The organism is Streptomyces sp. WMMC500, from assembly GCF_027497195.1.
Lineage (GTDB): Bacteria > Actinomycetota > Actinomycetes > Streptomycetales > Streptomycetaceae > Streptomyces.
This window is the reverse complement of the sequence record NZ_CP114905.1, coordinates 6,501,755-6,521,535: the sequence shown is the minus strand read 5'-3', so window position 1 is coordinate 6,521,535 and position 19,781 is coordinate 6,501,755. Positions and strand designations below refer to the sequence as shown.

At 74.8% G+C, this 19,781-nt stretch carries 14 protein-coding genes; 1 reads left to right on the top strand and 13 read right to left on the bottom strand.

The window, feature by feature from the left end; all coding sequences use genetic code 11:
* Positions 1 to 136: 136 nt before the first annotated feature.
* The 5 genes from O7599_RS28035 to proB form a co-directional block, all read right to left on the bottom strand.
* Positions 137 to 1,222 (bottom strand): hypothetical protein, encoded by a 1,086-nt coding sequence (locus O7599_RS28035; RefSeq protein ID WP_281618385.1) that lies wholly within the window; start codon positions 1,220 to 1,222, stop codon positions 137 to 139.
* Between the two features lie 166 nt (positions 1,223 to 1,388).
* Positions 1,389 to 1,880, bottom strand: a complete 492-nt coding sequence (locus tag O7599_RS28030) for a hypothetical protein (protein ID WP_281618384.1) — start codon at positions 1,878 to 1,880, stop codon at positions 1,389 to 1,391.
* A gap of 271 nt (positions 1,881 to 2,151) precedes the next feature.
* On the bottom strand, positions 2,152 to 3,429 hold the full coding sequence (locus O7599_RS28025) for a glutamate-5-semialdehyde dehydrogenase (RefSeq protein WP_281618383.1): 1,278 nt from the start codon (positions 3,427 to 3,429) through the stop codon (positions 2,152 to 2,154).
* Between the two features lie 197 nt (positions 3,430 to 3,626).
* Positions 3,627 to 4,112, bottom strand: a complete 486-nt coding sequence (locus tag O7599_RS28020) for a hypothetical protein (protein ID WP_281618382.1) — start codon at positions 4,110 to 4,112, stop codon at positions 3,627 to 3,629.
* 273 nt (positions 4,113 to 4,385) lie between these two features.
* Positions 4,386 to 5,459: a glutamate 5-kinase gene (gene proB / locus O7599_RS28015; protein WP_348652634.1), complete on the bottom strand. Its 1,074-nt coding sequence runs from the start codon at positions 5,457 to 5,459 to the stop codon at positions 4,386 to 4,388.
* A 406-nt stretch (positions 5,460 to 5,865) separates the two neighbouring features.
* Here proB and O7599_RS28010 point away from each other — a divergent pair, with 406 nt between their 5' ends.
* Complete coding sequence (locus tag O7599_RS28010) at positions 5,866 to 7,977, top strand: hypothetical protein (protein ID WP_281618380.1); 2,112 nt, start codon at positions 5,866 to 5,868, stop codon at positions 7,975 to 7,977.
* 203 nt (positions 7,978 to 8,180) lie between these two features.
* Here the strand turns inward: O7599_RS28010 and obgE are convergent, their stop codons facing one another.
* From obgE to O7599_RS27970, 8 genes are all read right to left on the bottom strand, one after another.
* Positions 8,181 to 9,632: a GTPase ObgE gene (obgE, locus tag O7599_RS28005; RefSeq protein WP_281618379.1), complete on the bottom strand. Its 1,452-nt coding sequence runs from the start codon at positions 9,630 to 9,632 to the stop codon at positions 8,181 to 8,183.
* Between the two features lie 209 nt (positions 9,633 to 9,841).
* Entirely contained in the window at positions 9,842 to 10,099 is a 258-nt protein-coding gene (gene rpmA / locus O7599_RS28000; RefSeq protein ID WP_281618378.1) for a 50S ribosomal protein L27, read from the bottom strand.
* Positions 10,100 to 10,113: 14 nt separating this feature from the next.
* On the bottom strand, positions 10,114 to 10,437 hold the full coding sequence (gene rplU / locus O7599_RS27995) for a 50S ribosomal protein L21 (protein WP_281618377.1): 324 nt from the start codon (positions 10,435 to 10,437) through the stop codon (positions 10,114 to 10,116).
* A gap of 193 nt (positions 10,438 to 10,630) precedes the next feature.
* Positions 10,631 to 11,980 (bottom strand): phospholipase D-like domain-containing protein, encoded by a 1,350-nt coding sequence (locus tag O7599_RS27990; RefSeq protein WP_281618376.1) that lies wholly within the window; start codon positions 11,978 to 11,980, stop codon positions 10,631 to 10,633.
* A 204-nt stretch (positions 11,981 to 12,184) separates the two neighbouring features.
* Positions 12,185 to 16,471, bottom strand: coding sequence for an Rne/Rng family ribonuclease (locus tag O7599_RS27985; RefSeq protein WP_281618375.1), 4,287 nt, complete (start codon positions 16,469 to 16,471; stop codon positions 12,185 to 12,187).
* Positions 16,472 to 16,885: 414 nt separating this feature from the next.
* Positions 16,886 to 17,668, bottom strand: a complete 783-nt coding sequence (locus O7599_RS27980) for a TIGR03936 family radical SAM-associated protein (protein ID WP_281618374.1) — start codon at positions 17,666 to 17,668, stop codon at positions 16,886 to 16,888.
* 181 nt (positions 17,669 to 17,849) lie between these two features.
* Positions 17,850 to 19,163 (bottom strand): hypothetical protein, encoded by a 1,314-nt coding sequence (locus O7599_RS27975; RefSeq protein WP_281618373.1) that lies wholly within the window; start codon positions 19,161 to 19,163, stop codon positions 17,850 to 17,852.
* 46 nt (positions 19,164 to 19,209) lie between these two features.
* On the bottom strand, positions 19,210 to 19,764 hold the full coding sequence (locus O7599_RS27970) for a GNAT family N-acetyltransferase (protein ID WP_281618372.1): 555 nt from the start codon (positions 19,762 to 19,764) through the stop codon (positions 19,210 to 19,212).
* Positions 19,765 to 19,781: the final 17 nt, after the last annotated feature.

Below are 19,781 nucleotides of genomic sequence, written 5' to 3'. Positions count from 1 at the left end.
GCCTCCCCTCGTCCCGGGGCGGCGGCGCCGTTCTTTGGGGGGTGCGGGGGTGCCGGTCGTACGCGCGGTCGGCGGGTCCGGCCCCTCCGGTCCGTACGTCCCGTCCGCCCGTGCGCCCGGCCCGTACCTCCGCGGGCTACGACGCTCTCGTCACCTGGCCCGTGTCCAGCACCCCGCACAGCGCGCCGCTCAACTGCCCCGGCGTCGCGAACGGGTTGGTGCCCTGCGGCGTCTTCTGCGGATCCCGCTCGCCGGCCAGCAGCGGCCGCAGGTACGCCGCGGCGTCCGCGGTGCACGCCAGCGGCCCGGCGGTCAGCGCGGTCTCGGCCAGCTCCAGTTGGCGGTCGCGCAGGTCGTCGTGGTCGAAGCGGATGCGCACCTGGCGGCGCACGGTGAACAGCGAGGCGTCCGCGCTTCCGGCCGCCCCGGCGGACTCCTTGGCGGAACGCAGCACGTAGACGAAGACGTGGTCGGCGCTGACCTCGAGCTCCTGCTCGCTCACCTCCGCAAACCTCACCGCGCCGTCGACCCGGACGCGCTGGTCGGCCAGCCGCACGTGCTCGGGGTCGAAGCGGATCATCCAGCCGGTCGCGGCGTGCCTGCCGTCGTCGGCGGGGCGGGCCAGGCTCTGGTCGAACTGGCCGTGCTGCTGCGGGTCGAGTTGGACGCGCACGTCGCGGACGTTGCCACCGGTGAGCGTGCCGACGTCGGCCGCCGAGGTGACGAGGTAGTCCTTGCTGGCGGTGAGGGCCTGGACGACCTGCTCCTCGGTGAAGTGCCGGGTCGAGTCCGGGTCCGGCAGCTCGATGCCGGCGGCGCCGGTGCCGAAGTCCGCGGCGGGGCTGTCGGCGATCAGCTCGCCTGGCCGGCCGCCGGGCACCGGGCCGTCGGGCGTCAGCGGGACGACGGTGCTGCGCAGCGGCGCCGCGGCGGGGACGCCGGGCTGCCGGTAGGGGTGGCGTACGCCCATGTAGATGGCGGTGCCGAAGGCGAGCGCGATGAGCAGGACGAGCACCAGGGCCTGCCGCGAGGCGCCGGGGCGGTGTGGGCGGCGGCTGCGTACGGCGGGGGTGTGGTCGCCGACGCGCTCGCGGGCGGAGTACTCCTCCAGTCGGGCAGCTTTGACGAACGCCTCATCGAAGACGATGGAGCGGTACTCGTCGTCTCCGCCTCCCGGGGCGCGCTCGGGTGTCCCGTCGGGCGGGCCTTCGTGCCCGGCCATATACAGAAGAGTAGGTCCGCGGCGGCCCGCGTAAACCGGCGCGTCAACGCCAACTTGCCGCTGCGCCGTGGGGGTACCGCCCACGGCCGCAGGACGTAGGGGGAGGGTGAGGACCAATCGGGTGGAAGCGCCCGGCGTAGATCGCCGGCGCCGGTCCGGCAGGGGTTCAGCGCGGTGTCAGCGACGGCTCGCGGGCGTCCGCGCCGGTCGTGGCCGAAGGGCTGGAGCCGCCGGGGGGCGGGGCGTCGTCGCGGCCGTCGGGGCCCGAACGGTACACGGCGGCGAAGGACAGCGCGATTATTCCGACCCCGAGGAGGAGGGCGAGCAGCAGGGCGACGGGGCGCTGCCAGTGCCCGTGGCCGCGGTACGGGCGCAGGGCGCCGCCGTAGGGGCCGTACGGGTCGGGGGCGTCCGGGTCGTCCCAGCCGTCGTACAGCCGGCTCTCCTGCGCGGCGTCGTCGAGGACGGCCTCGGCCTGGGCGCGCGCCTCGGCGGCGCCGACCATGCGCTCCACGGCGCTGGGCTCGTGGAAGTGGGCGGAACGGACGAAGTCCTCGTCGAGGACCACGGCGGCGAACTCCTCGTCCGCGCCTCCGTGGTGGTGGCTGTCGGGCTCGTCGCCTTCGGCGTACGGCCTGCCCCCCGCATCGTCCGGCACCCGACCAGCGTAAACCGGGACAGTCGGGATGCGCCAGGCAGCGCGGGATCCGGGCGACGGGTCCCGGCCGTCCCCGCGACCCGCGCGGGCCGCGGTACGGGCCCGGGAAGCCGCCTGTACGGCCCTCTCACGGCACCGGGGCCGCCGCCCGGTCTCACCGGGCGCAAAGGCCGCCCGCCGGGCTCAGGGGCCCCGAGGCGCCCGCCGGGCGCACGGGCCGCCGGTCCGGCTCCCGGCGGCTCTGTGGTCCGTTCGGCTGTCGGGCGCCGGGCTACTGGCCCTTGAGCTGGCCGTCGCCCGTGACGACGTACTTCGTCGAGGTCAGCTCCGGCAGCCCCATCGGCCCGCGGGCGTGCAGCTTCTGCGTGGAGATGCCGATCTCCGCGCCGAAGCCGAACTCCGCGCCGTCGGTGAACCGGGTCGAGGCGTTGACCATGACCGCCGCGGAATCCACCAGAGAGGTGAAGCGGCGGGCCGCGCCGGTGTCGCGGGTGACGACGGCCTCGGTGTGCCCGGAGGACCAGCGGCGGATGTGCGCGACCGCGTCGTCCAGGGAGCGCACCACGGCGGCGGCGATGTCGTACGACAGGTACTCCGTGGCCCAGTCCTCGTCGCCGGCGAGGGGCACCTCCACGCCGGCCGAGGCGCCCGCCTTCACCCAGGCGTCGTCGCCGTGCACGGTCACCCCCGCGGCCTGGAGGGCCCGCAGGGCGCGGGGCAGGAACGCGTCGGCCACGGCCTGGTGGACGAGGACGGTCTCGGCGGCGTTGCACACGCTGGGGCGCTGCGCCTTGGAGTTGACGAGGATCTTCTCGGCGAGGTCGAGGTCGGCGTGCTCGTCCACGTACACGTGGCAGTTGCCCGTGCCGGTCTCGATCACCGGGACCGTGGACTCCTCCACGACGGTGCGGATGAGGCCGACGCCGCCGCGCGGGATCAGCACGTCGACCAGGCCGCGGGCGCGCATCAGCTCGTGCACGGACTCCCGGCCCTGGCCGGGCACCAACTGCACCGCGTCCGGCGGCAGCCCGGCGGCGGCCAGCGCGTCGCGCAGCACGGCGACGAGGGCGGTGTTCGAGGCGTACGCGGAGGAGGAGCCGCGCAGGAGCACCGCGTTGCCCGACTTGAGGCACAGCGCGGCGGCGTCCACGGTGACGTTGGGCCGGCCCTCGTAGATGATGCCGACGACGCCCAGCGGCACCCGCACCTGGCGCAGTTCGAGACCGTTCGGCAGCGTGGAGCCGCGGACCACCTCGCCGACGGGGTCCGGCAGCCCGGCGACGTCCCGGACGTCGGAGGCGACGCCGGCGATCCGCTCCTCGGTCAGCGTCAGCCGGTCCACGATCGCGTCGGAGACCCCGTCGGCCCGCGCCCGGGCGACGTCCTCGGCGTTGGCCGCGACGACCTCCGCGGCGCGCGCCTGGAGCGCGTCGGCGACGGCGAGCAGGGCGGCGTCCTTGGCCGCCCGGGGCAGCGGGGCGATCATCGCCGCCGCGGTACGCGCACGCTGGGCGGCCTGGCCGACCGGGGACAGGGTTTCGCTGCTCATGCCGAGCAGCGTAGTCGGCGGTGCCGACATCGCGGACGTGCCGTATCACTCCGCGAGACGCGGGACCGGCGGATGTGTGCTCCCGCGCTTCACCCCGTGCGCGTGCGCCGGTAGCCGCCTCGGGCGCGGATGCCGCCGCGTGCGCCGAGGCGCACGCCCCCGTACGCCCCCGACCGGTGCGGCCGGCTCCGCGCTGCTCAGAACGGATGCACCCCCACCGGAACCGCCGGGGCCGGCCCGTAGCCGTCGGCGATGCGCTGGTGGTACGTCTCCCGCGCGATCACCTCCAGGCCGACGATCTCCCACGGCGGCAACTGCGCCGACGCCCGGTGCTCCCCCCAGAGCCGCAGCGCCACGGCCGCCGCGTCGTGCAGGTCGCGGGCCTCTTCCCAGTAGCGGATCTCGGCGTGGTCGTTGGCGTAACGGCTGGTCAGCAGGAAGGGGTGGTCGTGTGCCAGCCGCTCCAGACCGCGCCTGACCTCCTTCAGCGGGGCCTCGGGTCCCGCGACGCTCAGCGTGACGTGCCACAGCCGGTGGGCACCGTCCGCGGCGGGCCCGTCGGCGTCCGCCGCGGTCGCCGGCTCCTCCGCGCTGCCCGCCTGCCCACCTCCGGTCCCTTTGACGCTGGTCAGCGTCCGCTGTGCCGTTCCCCGGGGCAGCGCCCCTGGACGCCCTTGGGTCACGGGCGGCCTCCTGAATACGAGTCTGCAACGGGCTGCGCGCCGCGGCAGCCCCATACAACAAAGTTGACCAGCCGACGCGCCCGCCCGTGGTGCTTTTGCCCAAGGTCTCTGCCGCGACTGCGGAATTTCGCGGACCGCGCGCCGGTCTCACGCGGGGTGCGTCACCCCTCGCGCCTCACTCGCGTGCCCCCGGCGCTCAACTGTCGCCCGCCGCACAGCACTTGTCGCCCGTCACCCGTGACGCCTCTGTTGTCGCACAGCACCGCCCGCGCCTCACCTGTCGAGCACCACGAGATCGTCCCGGTGCACGACCTCCCGCTCGTACGCCGGACCCAGCTCCCGGGCCAGCTCGCGGGTGGAGCGCCCGAGCAGCCGAGGCAGCTCCTCGGCGTCGAAGGCGACGAGCCCGCGCGCGACCGCCCGGCCCGCGGTGTCCCGCAGCTCCACCGGGTCGCCCGCCGTGAACCGGCCCTCCACCTCCTTGATGCCCGCCGGCAGCAGCGACGTGCGCCGCTCGGTGACGGCCCGTACCGCGCCGTCGTCCAGCACCAGCGCCCCCAGCGGGGTGGAGGCGTGCGCGAGCCACAGCAGGCGGCCCCGGGCGCGCCGCCCGGTGGGGTGGAAGTACGTCCCGGTGGGCAGCCCGGCCAGCGCCGCGTCGGCGTGCACGGCGGAGGTCAGCACGACGGGCACGCCCTCGCCGGTGGCGATCCTGGCGGCCTCCACCTTGGTCACCATGCCGCCCGTGCCCACCCCCGCCCGCCCGGCGGGCCCGAGCCGGATGCCGGCCAGCTCGCCGCGGTGGCGCACCTCGGCGATGCGGGTGGCGCCCGGAGCGGCGGGCGGGCCGTCGTAGAGGCCGTCGACGTCGGAGAGGAGCACCAGCAGGTCGGCGCGGGCCAGATGGGCGACGAGGGCGGCGAGGCGGTCGTTGTCGCCGAAGCGGATCTCCTCGGTGGCCACGGTGTCGTTCTCGTTGACGACGGGCACGGCGCCCATGGCGAAGAGCTGCTCCAGGGTGCGCTGCGCGTTGCGGTAGTGCGTGCGGCGGCTCATGTCGTCGGTGGTCAGCAGCACCTGCCCGACGCGCCGGCCGTAGCGGGCGTACGAGGCGGTGTAGCGGGCCAGCAGCAGCCCCTGCCCGACGCTGGCCGCCGCCTGCTGCCTGGCCAGGTCGCGCGGCCGCTTGCCGAGGCCGAGCGGCGCCAGACCGGCGGCGATGGCCCCGGAGCTGACCAGCACGATCTCCCGCTCGCCGTGCTTGGCGAGCGCGTCCACGAGCGCGTCGACCCGGTCCGCGTCCAGCCCGCCGGCCGCGGTGGTCAGCGAGGACGACCCCACCTTCACGACGATCCTGCGGGCACCCGCCGCGGCTTCCCGACTCGCCCCTGCCACCTGTACCCCTGCGCTTTCCCGGCCCGCGTCCCTTACGTACGGAACTGCGAATCTACGCCACCGGCCGGCCGCCCGGCGGCGCCGTCCCACGGTACGGACATCCGCCCGGAGCCCGCGGGAGCCCCGGAGCCCCGGCTGCCCCGCCGGCGCGCCGGGGCGGACACGTGTGCGGATCCCGGAAACGAAAAGGGCGGCAAGGACCCATACCCGCATTTGAGCCCGATTGGCGGCCCATGCCGGGTGGAGAATTGTCTCCTGCCCCGTCACCGTCATACGGTCTGGGGTCAACTCCGTACCACCCCGGAACCACGCGGTCCCGGGACTGCCCTCACGACTTTCCTGCCAGGAGTCAGCACCCGTGCCTTTCGCCGGTATCGCCCCCCGCCGCGCCGTGCAGCTCATGGCGCTGACCGCACTGCTAGCAGCGTATTGCGCGCAGCTCGTCGGCGCGCTCAAGCCCAACGTGCCCCTGCTCGTCGCCGCCGCCGCCGGCGGCCTCGCCCTCGACCTCTATCTGCAGCACCGGCAGCCCGGGCTGCTCTCCCTGCTCAGCAGGGTCCGCTTCGACGTGATGGTCCGCCAGTTGCTGCGCGACATGCTCATCCTCTTCGGCCTCCTGCAGATCGACGGCATCGAGCCGCTGAAGGAGCAGTCGCCGCTGACGGTCATGCTGCTGTCGACGTACCTGGTGCACTTCCTCATCCAGGGCGTCATGATCATGGTGCGCCGCGACCGTACGCTGCCGGTCGTCACCCGCAACGTCGACGTCTCCGCGCTGGGCCTCGCGCCCGCGCCGCCGCGGATCCTCGCCCGCCGCTCCAGCCACCGCCTGCTGTACCTCTCGGTGCCGGTCACGGTCGGGCTGCTGACCACCGCCGCCACCGCGGACGCGGTGTGGGGCGTGCTGGGCCTCGGCATCTCGCTGGCGCTGAGTCTGGGCGGCGCCCTGTACCTGGCGACCTGGCTGCTGCCCGACAAGCGCACGGCCGACGAACAGCGGGTACGCGAGTGGTTCGCCGGCTGGCTGCAGGAGTACCGCCCGACCGTGGGCCTCTACTTCTCCGGCGGCGCCACGTCCGCGTACCAGGCCAACATGTGGGTCTCCACGCTGGCCGCCCTCGACGGCAAGCCGCTGATCGTGCTCCGCGAGCGCTTCATGGTGCAGAAGATCACCGCCACCGACGTGCCGATCGTCTGCCTGCCCAAGGTCGCCGACCTGATGCTCCTGGAGCACTCGACGCTGAAGATGCTGCTGCACCCGGCGAACTCCGGGAAGACCTCGCAGGTGCTGCGCATCCCCACCATCAAGCACGCCTTCACCAACCACGGCGAGAGCGACAAGCTGTCGAGCTGCAACCCCTACGCCAAGGCGTACGACGAGGTGTGGGTGGCGGGTCCCGCGGCCCGCGACCGCTACCAGCTCGCCGACATCGGCGTCGACGACCACGACGTGGTGGAGGTCGGCCGCCCGCAGCTCGCCCCGATCCGCCCATACGCGGGACCGCCGCCCGCCGACGGCCTCACCACCGTGCTGTACGCCCCCACCTGGGAGGGCTGGGACGGCAACCCGGGCAACACCTCCGTCGTGCTGGCCGGCGAGAACATCGTGCGCGAGCTGCTCGCCGACCCCGGGGTACGGCTGCTGTACAAGCCGCACCCGCTGACCGGCTCGGTCGACCCGCGCGCGGGCGAGGCCAACAAGCGGATCCAGGCCATGATCACCGAGGCGAACGCCGCGATGGTCGCCGAGGCCGCCGCGGGCGGCGGGGGCGGGGGCGGCCGGGGCGTCGAGCGGCCGGGTCCGGAGGCCGCCGCCGAGCTGGCCCGGGTGCAGACGGAGCTGGACGCGCTCGCCACCACGTCCTTCCGCACCGGCGCCGACGAGGTCGAGCGCATGCTCGTGCAGTCCTCCCCCCAGCCCGGCCGGGCCGAGGCCGTGCAGGCCGCGACCGCCGCCTGGGAGGAGGCGTACTGGGCCTCGCTGCCCGCGTGGGAGCACCAGATCATCACCGACTCCCGCCCCGGCATCTACGCCTGCTTCAACGTCGCGCACGTGCTGATCAGCGATGTCTCCAGCGTCATCTCGGACTACCTGACCAGCGAGAAGCCGTACGCGGTCGCCAACACCAGCGGCCGGACGGAGGCGGAGTTCACGGCGGAGTTCCCGACCGTACGGGCCGGCACCATCCTCGGCCCCAAGGCGAAGCAGGTCCCCGCCCTCCTGCGGGCCGTCCGCGACCCGGCGCACGACACCCTCGTGCAGGCCCGCACCGAGCTGAAGGAACACCTCCTCGGACCCTCCGATCCACCGTCCCTGGTGCGCTTCAACGCCGCCGCGGTGGCGTTGTGCGCCAAGGCGGACGCGCGCGCGGCGCGCATGGACGCGCGAGGGGAGTCCGATATCCCTTCACAGCGTCGGGACGCGGCCGAGGAGATGGAGCTGGAGCCGGAGGAGCCGGCAGGCGTCTAGGCCGCGTCCCTGACCCGGATCCGGTGACGGACGAGGACGCCGACGCGAGGGCGGAGGCGGACCTGGACCCCGAGGCGGAACCGGACCTGGAGACGTGAACGGCGGCGGCCCGCGGGAGCACCTCCCGCGGGCCGCCGCCGTCGTCGTGGCTCACGCCCGTGAGCGTGGGTGGCGCCCGCAGACGTGGGGCGCGCCCGTACGGGTCACGCGAAGGGGTCGAAGTCCTCGTACTCCTCCTCGGCCCGCTCCGCCTCCCGCTCCCGGCGGCGCTGCGCGGCCGGGCGCGGGGCGTCGAAGCGGTGGTCCTCGCCGCGCCGGCCCAGCATCTCCGCGCCGGAGGCCATGGCGGGCTCCCAGTCGAAGACGACGGCGTCCTCGCCCGTGCCGATGACGACGTCGTCGCCGGGCTTCGCCCCCGCCCTGCGGAGCCGGTCCTCCACGCCCAGCCGGTTCAGCCGGTCGCCGAGGTAGCCGACGGCCTCGTCGTTGCCGAAGTCGGTCTGGCGCACCCAGCGCTCCGGCTTCTCGCCGGTGATACGGAACACGTCGGCGCCGTCCCCGCTGCCGCCGCCCTCGCGGGCGACGGTGAAGCCGGCCTCGTCGACGGCCTGCGGGCGGATGACGATCCGCGTCGACTCCTGCTTCGGCCGCGCCGCGCGCGCCGCGCCGACGATCCCGGCCAGCCCGTAGGACAGCTCCTTCAGGCCCGTACGCGCGACCGCCGAGACCTCGTAGACCGTGAAGCCGCGCTCTTCGAGGTCGGGGCGCACCATCTCGGCGAGGTCCCGGCCGTCCGGGATGTCGATCTTGTTGAGGACGACCACGCGCGGCCGGTCGTCCAGGCCGCCGTACGCGCGCAGTTCCTCCTCGATGACGTCGAGGTCGCTGACCGGGTCGCGGTCGGACTCCAGGGTCGCGGTGTCCAGCACGTGCACGAGCACCGAGCAGCGCTCGACGTGCCGCAGGAACTCCAGGCCCAGGCCGCGGCCCTCGCTGGCGCCGGCGATGAGGCCCGGGACGTCGGCGATCGTGTACGTCACGGCGCCGGCGGTGACGACGCCGAGGTTCGGCACGAGGGTGGTGAAGGGGTAGTCGGCGATCTTGGGCTTGGCTGCGGACAGCACGCTGATCAGGGACGACTTGCCGGCGCTCGGATACCCGACGAGCGCCACGTCGGCGACGGTCTTCAGCTCCAGCACGACGTCCCGCGCGGTGCCCGGCTCGCCGAGGAGCGCGAAGCCGGGGGCCTTGCGGCGCGGGGAGGCGAGCGCGGCGTTGCCGAGGCCGCCGCGGCCGCCCTGGGCGGCGACGAAGGTGGTGCCGTGGCCGACGAGGTCGGCGAGGATCTCGCCGTCCCGGGTGAGGACGACCGTCCCGTCCGGCACCGGCAGCACGAGGTCCTTGCCGTTGGCGCCCGCGCGGTCGCCGCCCTCGCCCGGCTTGCCGTTGGTGGCCTTGCGGTGGGGGGTGTGGTGGTAGTCGATCAGTGTGGTGACGTTCTGGTCGACGGTGAGGATGACGTCCCCGCCGTGCCCGCCGTTGCCGCCGTCGGGGCCGCCGAGCGGCCGGAACTTCTCGCGGTGCACGGAGGCGCAGCCGTGTCCCCCGTTGCCCGCGGCCACGTGCAGGGTGACGCGGTCCACGAAGGTGGTCATGAGGGTGTGCCTCCCGGCGGTGAGGAGCGTCGTGGTTCTGAGTTCCCCTCTCCCGAGGGGGAAGCCGTACGGAACGCTCGTCCGTACGACGCCTTCTCGGCGAGAGGAGAACGCGCCGAGGGCGGCCCGGCTTCCCCGCACGTCGTCCGTGGCACGTGCGGAGCGGCGGACCGCCCTCGGATCAGGTGTGTGGTGTCCGGAGCCGGTGCTCAGCCGGCGGCCGGGACGATGTTCACGACCTTGCGGCCGCGGCTGGTGCCGAACTGGACCGAGCCGGGGATCAGCGCGAACAGCGTGTCGTCGCCGCCGCGGCCCACGCCCGTGCCCGGGTGGAACTTGGTGCCGCGCTGCCGGATGATGATCTCACCGGCGCCGACGACCTGACCGCCGAAGCGCTTGACGCCGAGCCGCTGGGCGTTGGAGTCGCGACCGTTCCGGGTGGACGATGCGCCCTTCTTGTGTGCCATCTCTCCTCAGTCCCTTACTTCGCGGCCGGCGCCGGGATCTCGGTGATCTTCAGCGCGGTGTGCAACTGGCGGTGACCGATCCGCTTGCGGTAACCGGTCTTGTTCTTGTACTTCAGGATGTCGATCTTGTCGCCCTTGTGGTGGTCCACGACCTCGGCCTGGACCTTCACACCGCCCAGGACCCAGGGGTCACTGGTCACGGTCTCGCCGTCGACGACGAGAAGGGTGGAGAGCTCGACGCTGTCGCCGACGCTCTTGCTGGACATCCGGTCTACCTCGATGACGTCGCCCACAGAAACCTTCTGCTGGCGGCCGCCGGTGCGCACGATCGCGTACACGCGCTTCAGCTCTCTTTCTCAGTCGCGACGGAGACCCCTGATGCCAGCCGCCCGGGTGGGGGACATGGGACGAGCGGCCTCTCCCGCTGCTCACGAGGAGGTTTCGGGAGGGAGTTGCTCAGGAGCCTGGCGTGCCACGCAGACACGCCGACGTTCAAGGTTACGGGCCCCTTGACCGCCTGGTCAAACCGGTCTATCGGAGCGGTCGCTCGCCGTCCTGGGGCAGCGGCTTCACTCCCTGGCACAGGTTCGTCCTGTCCGCCGTCCCGGGCCACGCCACGTTCCGCACCGACGTGTAGTGCCCGAGGTACGTGTCGTGCACGGGGTCGCTGTCGACCTTGACGACGGCCTCGTCGTTCTCGCGCAGCGCGGGACCGGTGAAGTTCTGCGAGCCGGTGAAGACCAGCTTGTCCCGGGCACCGGCGTACATGCCGTCGATCAGCACGTACTTGTTGTGCACGATGTACGGCGTGGTCAGCTTCTGCCCCGGGTTCTGCGGGTCCCGGTCGTCGTTGTAGCAGCGCAGCGAGGGACCGCCCGAGGCGTGCAGCACCTCCCAGGTGCCGGGGGTGCCGCCCTGGCTCCGCGCGCTGTCGGACTCGGCGTAGACGAGGCTGACGCCGCAGCCCGCCTTCTTCAGCGCGACGAGCTTGTCGGCGATCGCCTTCCGGGTGATCTTGAAGATCGCGACCCGGACCAGGGTCCGCTGCGTCACCCCCGCGGCGTCCTTGTACGTGCAGCGCACGTTGTCGAGGACGGCGTGGATGGTGTCGGTGCTGTTGGTGGTGCCGGCGCGCGGGAAGAAGTACGCCTTGTAGAGGCCGTTGTTCGCGGTCACCGCGCGGTAGCGCCAGCTCTGCCAGCCGGCGCCGAGCATGTCGCGGAAGTACTCGGAGTACGCCCCGTACATCGCCGGGTTGTCCGGCAGCAGCAGCGCGTCGTTGAAGAACTTCGTGTGTGCCGAAGGGGTGGAGTTGGAGGTCGTCTGGACGACGACGTTCCGGGCGCCCTCGACCTCCGAGAAGAGCCAGAACTTGTTGTGCATGATCGACACCCCGTACTTCGGGTCGCCGAGGCAGGACTTGTCGACCGGGCAGAGCTTCACGAACGACGGCGCCGCCGTGCTGGTGCCGAGCGCCGCCCGCAGGCTCGCGTACATGGTGTTGTCCGGCCGGTCGCTGCGGCTGGTCTCGTCCAGCAGCACCTGCACGTGGACGCCGCGGTCGCGGGCGCGTACGAGCGCGTCGACGATCGGCTGCTCCCAGATGTGGTAGACCGCCACCTTGATCGTCGAGCCGGGGACCGCCGCGTCGGTCAGCTCGATCAGCCGGGTGCGGATCGCGTGCTGCTCGTCCACGGTGCCCAGCGGGTCGTTGAAGATCGGCCCCTCGATCCACACCCGCGGCTCCGCCGCCGCGCCGCCCGCGCTGCTCACGGCGTGGGCGGCGGAGGCGGACAGCACGGTGGCCAGCGCTATCGCCCGGCGCGCGCCCTTGCGCGGGGCGACGGCACGATGGCGTCCGGTGGGCTTGAACACGGACATGGCGGAAACGACCCCCTGGGTGCACGGCCGGCGGTTGCTGCCTCGACTGCCGTGCGATGGGGGCGCCCGCGCGTTCGAGTGCGCTGTATCCAAACCGGCGTACGAACCGATGTCAAGCGCACCGACAAGTGAGGCATAACGCCCCTCGCCCCGCCGGCGGACCGGCGGGGCGAGGGGGCGTGACGGCGGGATCGACCCGGGGCGTCAGTCCTCCGTGGTGACGGAGACCGAGGGCGGGGAGCCCTGCTCGGCCGCGGCGGTCTTCTTGACCGACTTCTTGGCCGACTTCTTGGCCGTGGCCTTGGTCGCCGTCCTGGTCGCGGCGGACTTGGTCGCGGCCTTCTTCGCGGTGGTCTTCGCCGTGCTCTTCGCCGTCTTCTTGGCCGCGGCCTTCTTCGCCGTGGCCTTCTTGGCGGAGGCGCGCTTGGCGGCGGTCTTCTTACGGGCCCGGGGCTGCTCCGGGACGTCCGCCTCCACGGCGGCCGGCTCCGGGGCCCGGACGGTCTCCACGGCCGCCACGGACGCCGCCGCGGCCTCCGCCGCCGGCTCCGCCGCCGCCGCGTCGGTGCCGGCAGGCTCCCCGGCCGCCGGCTCCGCCGCCTGCGGCGGGCCGCCCGGCGACATCGCCTTGCGCGTCACCCGCCGGCGCGTACGGGCCGGCCGCGCCGGCTCCGCGGGCTCGCCGGCCGCCGCCGGCTCCGCCTCGACGGGCGCGACGCCCGCGACCTCCGCGGGCACGGCCTCGACCGCCTTCGCCTCGCCGCCGGCCTGGACGTCCCCGGCGTCCTTCGCCTCCCTGCCCTCCTTGCCTTCCTTGCCTTCCTTGCCCTTCTTCTTCCGCTTGCCGCCGCCGGACCCGGCCGCCGCGGGCTGGTCCATGTGCACGATCACGCCGCGCCCGTTGCAGTGCGCGCACGCCTCGGAGAACGTCTCCAGCAGGCCCTGCCCGACCCGCTTGCGGGTCATCTGCACCAGGCCCAGCGACGTCACCTCCGCGACCTGGTGCTTCGTACGGTCGCGGCCCAGGCACTCCAGCAGCCGGCGCAGCACCAGGTCCCGGTTGGACTCCAGCACCATGTCGATGAAGTCGATCACGATGATGCCGCCGAGGTCCCGCAGCCTGAGCTGCCGCACGATCTCCTCGGCCGCCTCCAGGTTGTTCCTGGTGACCGTCTCCTCCAGGTTGCCGCCCTGCCCGGTGAACTTGCCGGTGTTGACGTCGACCACGACCATCGCCTCGGTCCTGTCGATCACCAGCGAGCCGCCGGACGGCAGCCACACCTTGCGGTCCAGCGCCTTCATCAGTTGCTCGTCGATCCGGTACGTGGCGAAGACGTCCACCTCCGACGACCACTTCGACAGCCGCTCGACGAGGTCCGGGGCCACGTGCGAGACGTAGCCGTGGATGGTGTCCCACGCCTTCGTGCCGCTGACGATGACCTTCGAGAAGTCCTCGTTGAAGATGTCGCGGACCACGCGGACGGTCATGTCCGGCTCGCCGTACAGCAGGGTCGGCGCGTTGCCGCCCTTCGCCTTCTTGCGGATGTCCTCCCACTGCTTCTGCAGCCGCTCCACGTCCCGGCGCAGCTCGTCCTCGCTGGCGCCCTCGGCGGCCGTACGGACGATGACGCCGGCGTCCTCGGGGACGATCTTCTTGAGGATCGTCTTCAGCCGGGCCCGCTCGGTGTCGGGCAGCTTGCGGCTGATGCCGGTCATCGAGCCCTCGGGCACGTACACCAGGTAGCGCCCGGGCAGCGAGACCTGGCTGGTCAGACGGGCACCCTTGTGGCCGATGGGGTCCTTCGTGACCTGGACCAGGACGGACTGGCCGGACTTCAGCGCGTGCTCGATGCGGCGGGGGCTGTGGCCGAGGCCGAGGGCCTCGAAGTTGACCTCGCCGGCGTACAGGACGGCGTTGCGGCCCTTGCCGATGTCGACGAACGCGGCCTCCATGGAGGGCAGGACGTTCTGCACCTTGCCGAGGTAGACGTTGCCGACGTACGACGCCGACTGCTCCTTGTTGACGTAGTGCTCGACGAGGACGTTGTCCTCCAGCACGCCGATCTGCGTACGGTCGCCCTGCTGGCGCACGACCATCACGCGCTCCACCGCCTCGCGGCGGGCCAGGAACTCGGCCTCGGTGATGATCGGCACCCGCCGCCGGCCCTGCTCGCGGCCCTCGCGGCGGCGCTGCTTCTTCGCCTCCAGCCGGGTGGAGCCCTTGATGGACTGCACCTCGTCGCTCGGCTCGGCCTTGGCGCGGGGCTCGCGGACCTTGACGACGGTGCGCTCCGGGTCGTCCGGGGACCCGTCGGGGCCGTCCGCGCCCTCGGTACGGCGACGCCGGCGGCGGCGCCGGCGGCTGCTGGTGCTGCTGGCGGCCGAGCCGCCCCTGCCGCGGTCGGTGTCCTCGGCGTCCGCACCGTCGCCGCCCGCGGCGGCGTCCTCGGCGGACTCGGCGGACTCGGCGTCCTCGGGGCCGCGGTCACCGTCCTCGGCACCCTCGCCGCGCCGCCTCCGCCGGCCGCCGCGGCGGCGCCGGCGACGGCCGCGGTCCTCGCCGTCGTCGTGGTCTTCCTGCTCCTCGTGGTCCTCCGCGCCACCGTCCGCGGCGGCCTCGCCGTGGCTCTCGGCGCCCGCCTGCGCCGGTGCCCCGGTCTCGTCGGCGTCCTCGAGCTCGTCGGCCGCCTCGTCCTCCTCCGGCCCCACCGCCGCCTCGGCGGCGGCGCGCTGCGGCGTCTGGAACGCGGGCTCGGTGAACACCGGCGCCTGGAAGAGCGCGAGCGGCGCGGCGCCGTAGCCGGGCGCGGCCTGCTCGGCCACGGGGTCGGAGAACTGCGTGGTGGCGTCCTCCACGGCCGGCTCGGGGGCGGACGCGGCGGCACGGCGGGTACGGCGGCGGGGGGCGGTGCCGGGCTCGGCTCCGGCGTCGGCCGACGCGGCGGCGGCCTGGTCGCCGGTGGCGGGCTCGCCCGCGGAGGCGGCGGCACGGCGCGTACGGCGGCGGGCCGCGGTGCCGGGCTCGGACTCGGCGGCGGGCTCGTCGGCCTGCTCACCGGCGCCCGCGGCACCGGCGGCGGGCTCGCCCGCCGGGGCGGTCACGCGGCGGGTGCGGCGGCGCCCGGTGCCGGCGGCCGGCTCGGCCTCGGTGGCGGCGGCCGTGGCCGTGGCCGGAGCGGACTCGGCGGCTTCGGCGGTCGCCGGGGCTTCGGCGGCGGGCTCGACGTGGGTGGGCTCGCCCGCGGGTGCCGTGACCCGGCGCGACCTGCGGCGCCGGGTGCCCGCGGCGGGCTCGGCGGCGTCCTCGCCGGGGGCGGACGCGGCGGTGGTCCCGTCGCCCGGCGCGGCGTCGGCCGCGCTCTCCGCCGCGTCGGCGGCCTCAGCGTCGGTCTTGCGGCGGCGTACGCGGCGGGTGCGCGGCGCCGGCTCCTCGCCGGCGGCCGGGGCCTCGGCGGGCCCCGGCTCCCCGGCGGGCGCCGGGGCCTCGGCCGATGCGGCCTGCTCCGCAGCCTCCGGGGTACCTGCGTCGCGTACGACACGGCGGCGCTTGCGCCCCTTCGGGGCGGCGTCGGCGTCCGGCTCCGGCCGCTCCTCGGCGACAGGGCCGGTCTCGGCGGCCGGCTCCGGTGCCGCCGCCTGCTTGGCGCCGGTGGCGGTCTCGGCGGCCGGCTCCGCCGCCGTCTGCTGCGGCGCCTGCTCGGTGCCGGTGGTCGGGGTGCCCGCCGTGCGGGTCACCCGGCGGCGCCTGCGGCGCGGGCCGGACTCGGCGGAAGCATCTGCGCCGTCGGCCTCTGTTTCGTTGTCGGCCACGGTCTGGGCTCCCTCGTTGGTGCTGTCGTTGTGGTCTGTGGTGGCGGCGCGTCCGGCCGCGGCGGGCTGCGCCACGGGACCGGGATCGGCGGCGGCCGTCGGCCGCGGCGTACCCGCGTCCCGTACGACCCGCCGCCTCCGCGGCGGCGCGGCCCCGGCGGACGGCTCCGCGGCGGGCCGGTCCGGGCCGGCCGCGGGTGCCGCGTGCCCGGAGGTCGCGGGCTCGGGCCGCTCGATGGGCGGCTCCGCGGCGGTGTCCGGGGTGGTGGTCTCCGAGGTCGCGGTGTCCGGCACGGCGGTGTCCGGGGCGGTGTCCGGCGTAGTGGCCTCCGGTGTACCGGCGTCGCGTACGACGCGCCGCCGCGACCGCCTCGCCGGCGGGGCGACCGCGGCACCGGAACCCGGCTCCGCCGACGCCGCACCGGCGGTGTCCTCCGCGGCTACGGCCGCGGGCGGCCCGGCGGCCTCCGCCGCGGCTACGACCGGCTCCGCGGGCGCGGGCACGTCCGGCGCGCCGCCGGCAGGCGCGGGTGCGCCGAGGCCGCCCGCCGCGGCGGGCACCTCCCCGGTGAGGCCCGCGACCGGCTCCGCCGCGCCCGTCCCGCCCGCCGTCGGAGCGGCGGGCTCATACGTCAGCGCCGACCCCGGGTCCCCGGCGGCCGGCTCCGTCTCTCTCTGCATCGCGTCCGCGCCCCACGGCGCGGACGTACTCGGTGACACCTCCGCCGCCGGCTCCGCCGCCGCCGGGTACCGGCGGCGGAAGGGCAGGCGGTCACTGGGGGTGTCGAGTGGTCCGCCAACGGCGGCTTCGGCATCGCCGGTGCTGCCCGCGGAAGGCGACTGCGCTTCCGAAGGCTCAATCGGTTCGAGCATGCGGGCGGTTCTCCCGTCACGCCCCCGGGCGCCACCCCCCGTACGGCGGCGGCGCCCGTGCCGTGCACAGGGCCACCGCCCGGGACGTATGCGCCGCGCGAGGGCTCTTGTCTCGCTCGCCGGGCCCGCCTCCTCAGGCGGACCGGCGAAAGTCTGCTGGTCCATGCGCCTGCCGGGTCCGGGGTGGCTCCCTCGTCCACCGGCGGCGCTTCGACACCGTCCCTACCCGGTGCCGTCCCCCGCCGTGGGCGGGGCTCCGCTCGCGGCCCGCGGTGTGGCGGCAAGGGCCGTGGCATCGTCGCGGTCCGGCGCAAGCGGATCGGTCACCGTGCCGGTCTCCGCGTCGAGCGGCCCCTGCGCCAGCCTGGTCACCGCTGCCGGGACCGGCGGCGCCAGGTCAGCCGCGACTCGCAGGCCGGACAGGACGTCGTCGGGTCGTACGGCAGGTGTCAGGTGCCGCACTACCAGCCGCAGTATCGCACAAGGACCCGCCTGCGGCCTATCGCCCCCGGCAGGGAGCACGTCGAGCGCGGCCACGGCGCCGCGCGTGTCGAAGGTTCTCATCCCCTTCTTCGTCTGCCGTTCCACCTCGACCGTCTCCGCGGCGAGGAAGGCGCGGACCGCCTCCTCCGCCGTGGCGGGCGGCACGCCGTCGAGCACCAGCTCCCACACCGACGCCCCCAGCCGGTCGGCGAGCCCCGGAGCGCGGGCCTCGACGGCGTCGACGACGTCGAGACCGGCGGGCAAGGACTCGTCGAGCAGCGCGCGCAGCAGCTCCGGGTCCCGGGCCTCGGCGAGCGCGATCTCCAGGTACTCGGCCTCGCTCGCGGTGCCCGTCGGAGCGGCGTTCGCGTACGAGACCTTGGGGTGGGGGGTGAAGCCGGCGGAGTACGCCATGGGCACCTCCGCGCGGCGCAGCGCCCGCTCGAAAGCGCGCTGGAAGTCGCGGTGGCTGTTGAACCGGAGGCGGCCGCGCTTGGTGTAGCGGAGTCGGATGCGCTGCACCGGCGGTGCGGGCGGCGGGCCTTCGGGCTGTCGCTTGCCCAGAGTCGTTCAGTCCTTCGTTCGTGAGCTTGTCCTGTCCCCAGCGTACGTGCCCGCCCTTCCGGCGGCTCCGCTCCGTCGGACATTCATGTGCGTCGTACACGCGCCGCGTTGGGCAGCGGCGGGCCTGCACAGGAGGCGGTCAGCGGTGCCGGCCGCCGCCCCGCGGCACGTGCTTCTGCAGGTCCACGGCGGGTGCCGGGGCGGCCACCGGCAACGGCTCGGGGGCGGGCGGCGCCGCCTCACGCGCGGGCTTGTCCGGGGCGCCGAACAGGGCGCTGCGCAGCTCCATGCGGGTGCGGCGGGCCGTCGCGCGCGCCGCGGCGACGGCGTCCCGCGCGGCGCGCCAGGCGTCGCGGACGGCCCGGCCCGCGGGCCGGGCGGTGGCGTTCCAGAGCCACCGGGTGAAGCGCCCCGCGGCGGCCCACGCGGGAGCGAGGACGTGGCGCCAGAGAAGGCGGAAGGGGGCGAGAAGCGTGCGCAGCACCCAGCCGACGACGGTGACGAACCCCAAGGCCAGCCACACCAGGCCGAGACCGAGCGGCTTCAGGGCGTACGACCAGAGCAGGGACGCCGGCGCCACGACCAGCCACCGCCACACCCACACCACCGGCGCGACGACGACCCACCGCCACAGCCAGGCCACCCCCGCCCCGGCGGCCCGCACCAGCCACACCACACCCCGGCCCACCGGCGCCAGCACCCGCCCGTACAGCCACACCGCCGGCGCCACGACGACCCACCGCCACAGCCACGCGACCCCCGCGGCGGTTCCGCGCCCGGCGGCGGCGATGCCGCGGCCGGTCGCGCGCAGCGTCCACGCCACGCCGTGCCCGACGGGCGTCAGCACCCGGCGGTACGTCCACGACGCCGGCGCGACGACGAGCGTGTACGCCAGCCACCTGCCGCCGGCGCCGGTGGCCCGCCCGCCGGCCGCCACGAGGCGGACCGTGGTACGGAACAGCCAGGTCACGGCGGTGCCGGCGGGGCGCAGGACGTAGCGGTGGACCGCGGTCGCGGGGGCGATGACGAGGCCGCGCAGCAGCCAGAGCAGACCGCGGCCGAGCGGGGTCAGGACGTACGACCAGATCAGGGACGCCGGCGCCACGACCAGCCACCGCCACACCCACACCACCGGCGCGACGACGACCCACCGCCACACCCAGGCCACCCCCGCCCCGGCGGCCCGCAACAGCCACACCACACCCCGGCCCACCGGCGCCAGCACCCGCCCGTACAGCCACACCACCGGCGCGGCCACCAGCTTGCCGCCCAGCCACGCGAGCCCGGCACCGAGCCCCTTGGCGGCGGCCACGAGCACGTCCCACGCGGCCCGAACCGGCACCACCAGGATCAGCACAGTCCACCGGACCGGCGCCGCGAGACAGCCACCGCCGCCGGGCGCCGCCGATCCGTACCGTTCCCGGTCCTGTTCCCGTCCCCGTTCCTGGGCCACGGCCCTCATCCCCCTCGTCCGCCCGTGCGGACATCCCCCTGCGCCGCTACGCCCGTGCCGCCCCCGTGGCGACCCAGTACCGCAACTTCAGCCCCCGCCGGTCCTCGAACACTCCCCCGTTGGCCTCGATGACCTTCCGCGATCCGACGTTGTCGTGGTCGCACGTCACCAGCACCTCCGCCAGGCCCAGGTCCCGGGCCACGGGCAGCGCGTCGCGCAGCATAGCGGTGGCGTGCCCGCGGCGGCGGGCGGAGGGGCGGACGTCGTAGCCGATGTGGCCGCCCTGCTCGCGCAGCCAGTCGGTGAGGGAGTGCCGGATGGCGATCCGGCCGAGATAGGTGTCGCCGTCCCCGTACCAGAGCGTGGTGCAGTGCACCCAGCCCGGGCGGATCATCGGGATCGTCTCGTCGGCCTCGGCGCGCAGCCCCGCGACGTACGAGTCGAAGACCGCGGGGTCGTGCCAGCGCCGGCGCCAGCGGCGGAGGTCCTGACCGATGGACGTGTCGTCGCCGACCGTGCCCCTGCCCTCGGCCTCGAACTCCTTCATCGCCCCGGCGAAGGAGGCCCGGAATCGAACGTGGGGGGTGGTCAATTGCGGCATCGGGCCATGTTTACGGG

Excerpts from the sequence above, each read along its gene's own strand:
- O7599_RS28025 (WP_281618383.1), bottom strand. The coding sequence starts at position 3,429 with ATGAGCAGCGAAACCCTGTCCCCGGTCGGCCAGGCCGCCCAGCGTGCG.
- O7599_RS27985 (WP_281618375.1), bottom strand. The coding sequence starts at position 16,471 with ATGCAGAGAGAGACGGAGCCGGCCGCCGGGGACCCGGGGTCGGCGCTG.
- obgE (WP_281618379.1), bottom strand. The coding sequence starts at position 9,632 with ATGACCACCTTCGTGGACCGCGTCACCCTGCACGTGGCCGCGGGCAAC.
- O7599_RS27990 (WP_281618376.1), bottom strand. The coding sequence starts at position 11,980 with ATGTCCGTGTTCAAGCCCACCGGACGCCATCGTGCCGTCGCCCCGCGC.
- O7599_RS27970 (WP_281618372.1), bottom strand. The coding sequence starts at position 19,764 with ATGCCGCAATTGACCACCCCCCACGTTCGATTCCGGGCCTCCTTCGCC.
- O7599_RS28035 (WP_281618385.1), bottom strand. The coding sequence starts at position 1,222 with ATGGCCGGGCACGAAGGCCCGCCCGACGGGACACCCGAGCGCGCCCCG.
- rpmA (WP_281618378.1), bottom strand. The coding sequence starts at position 10,099 with ATGGCACACAAGAAGGGCGCATCGTCCACCCGGAACGGTCGCGACTCC.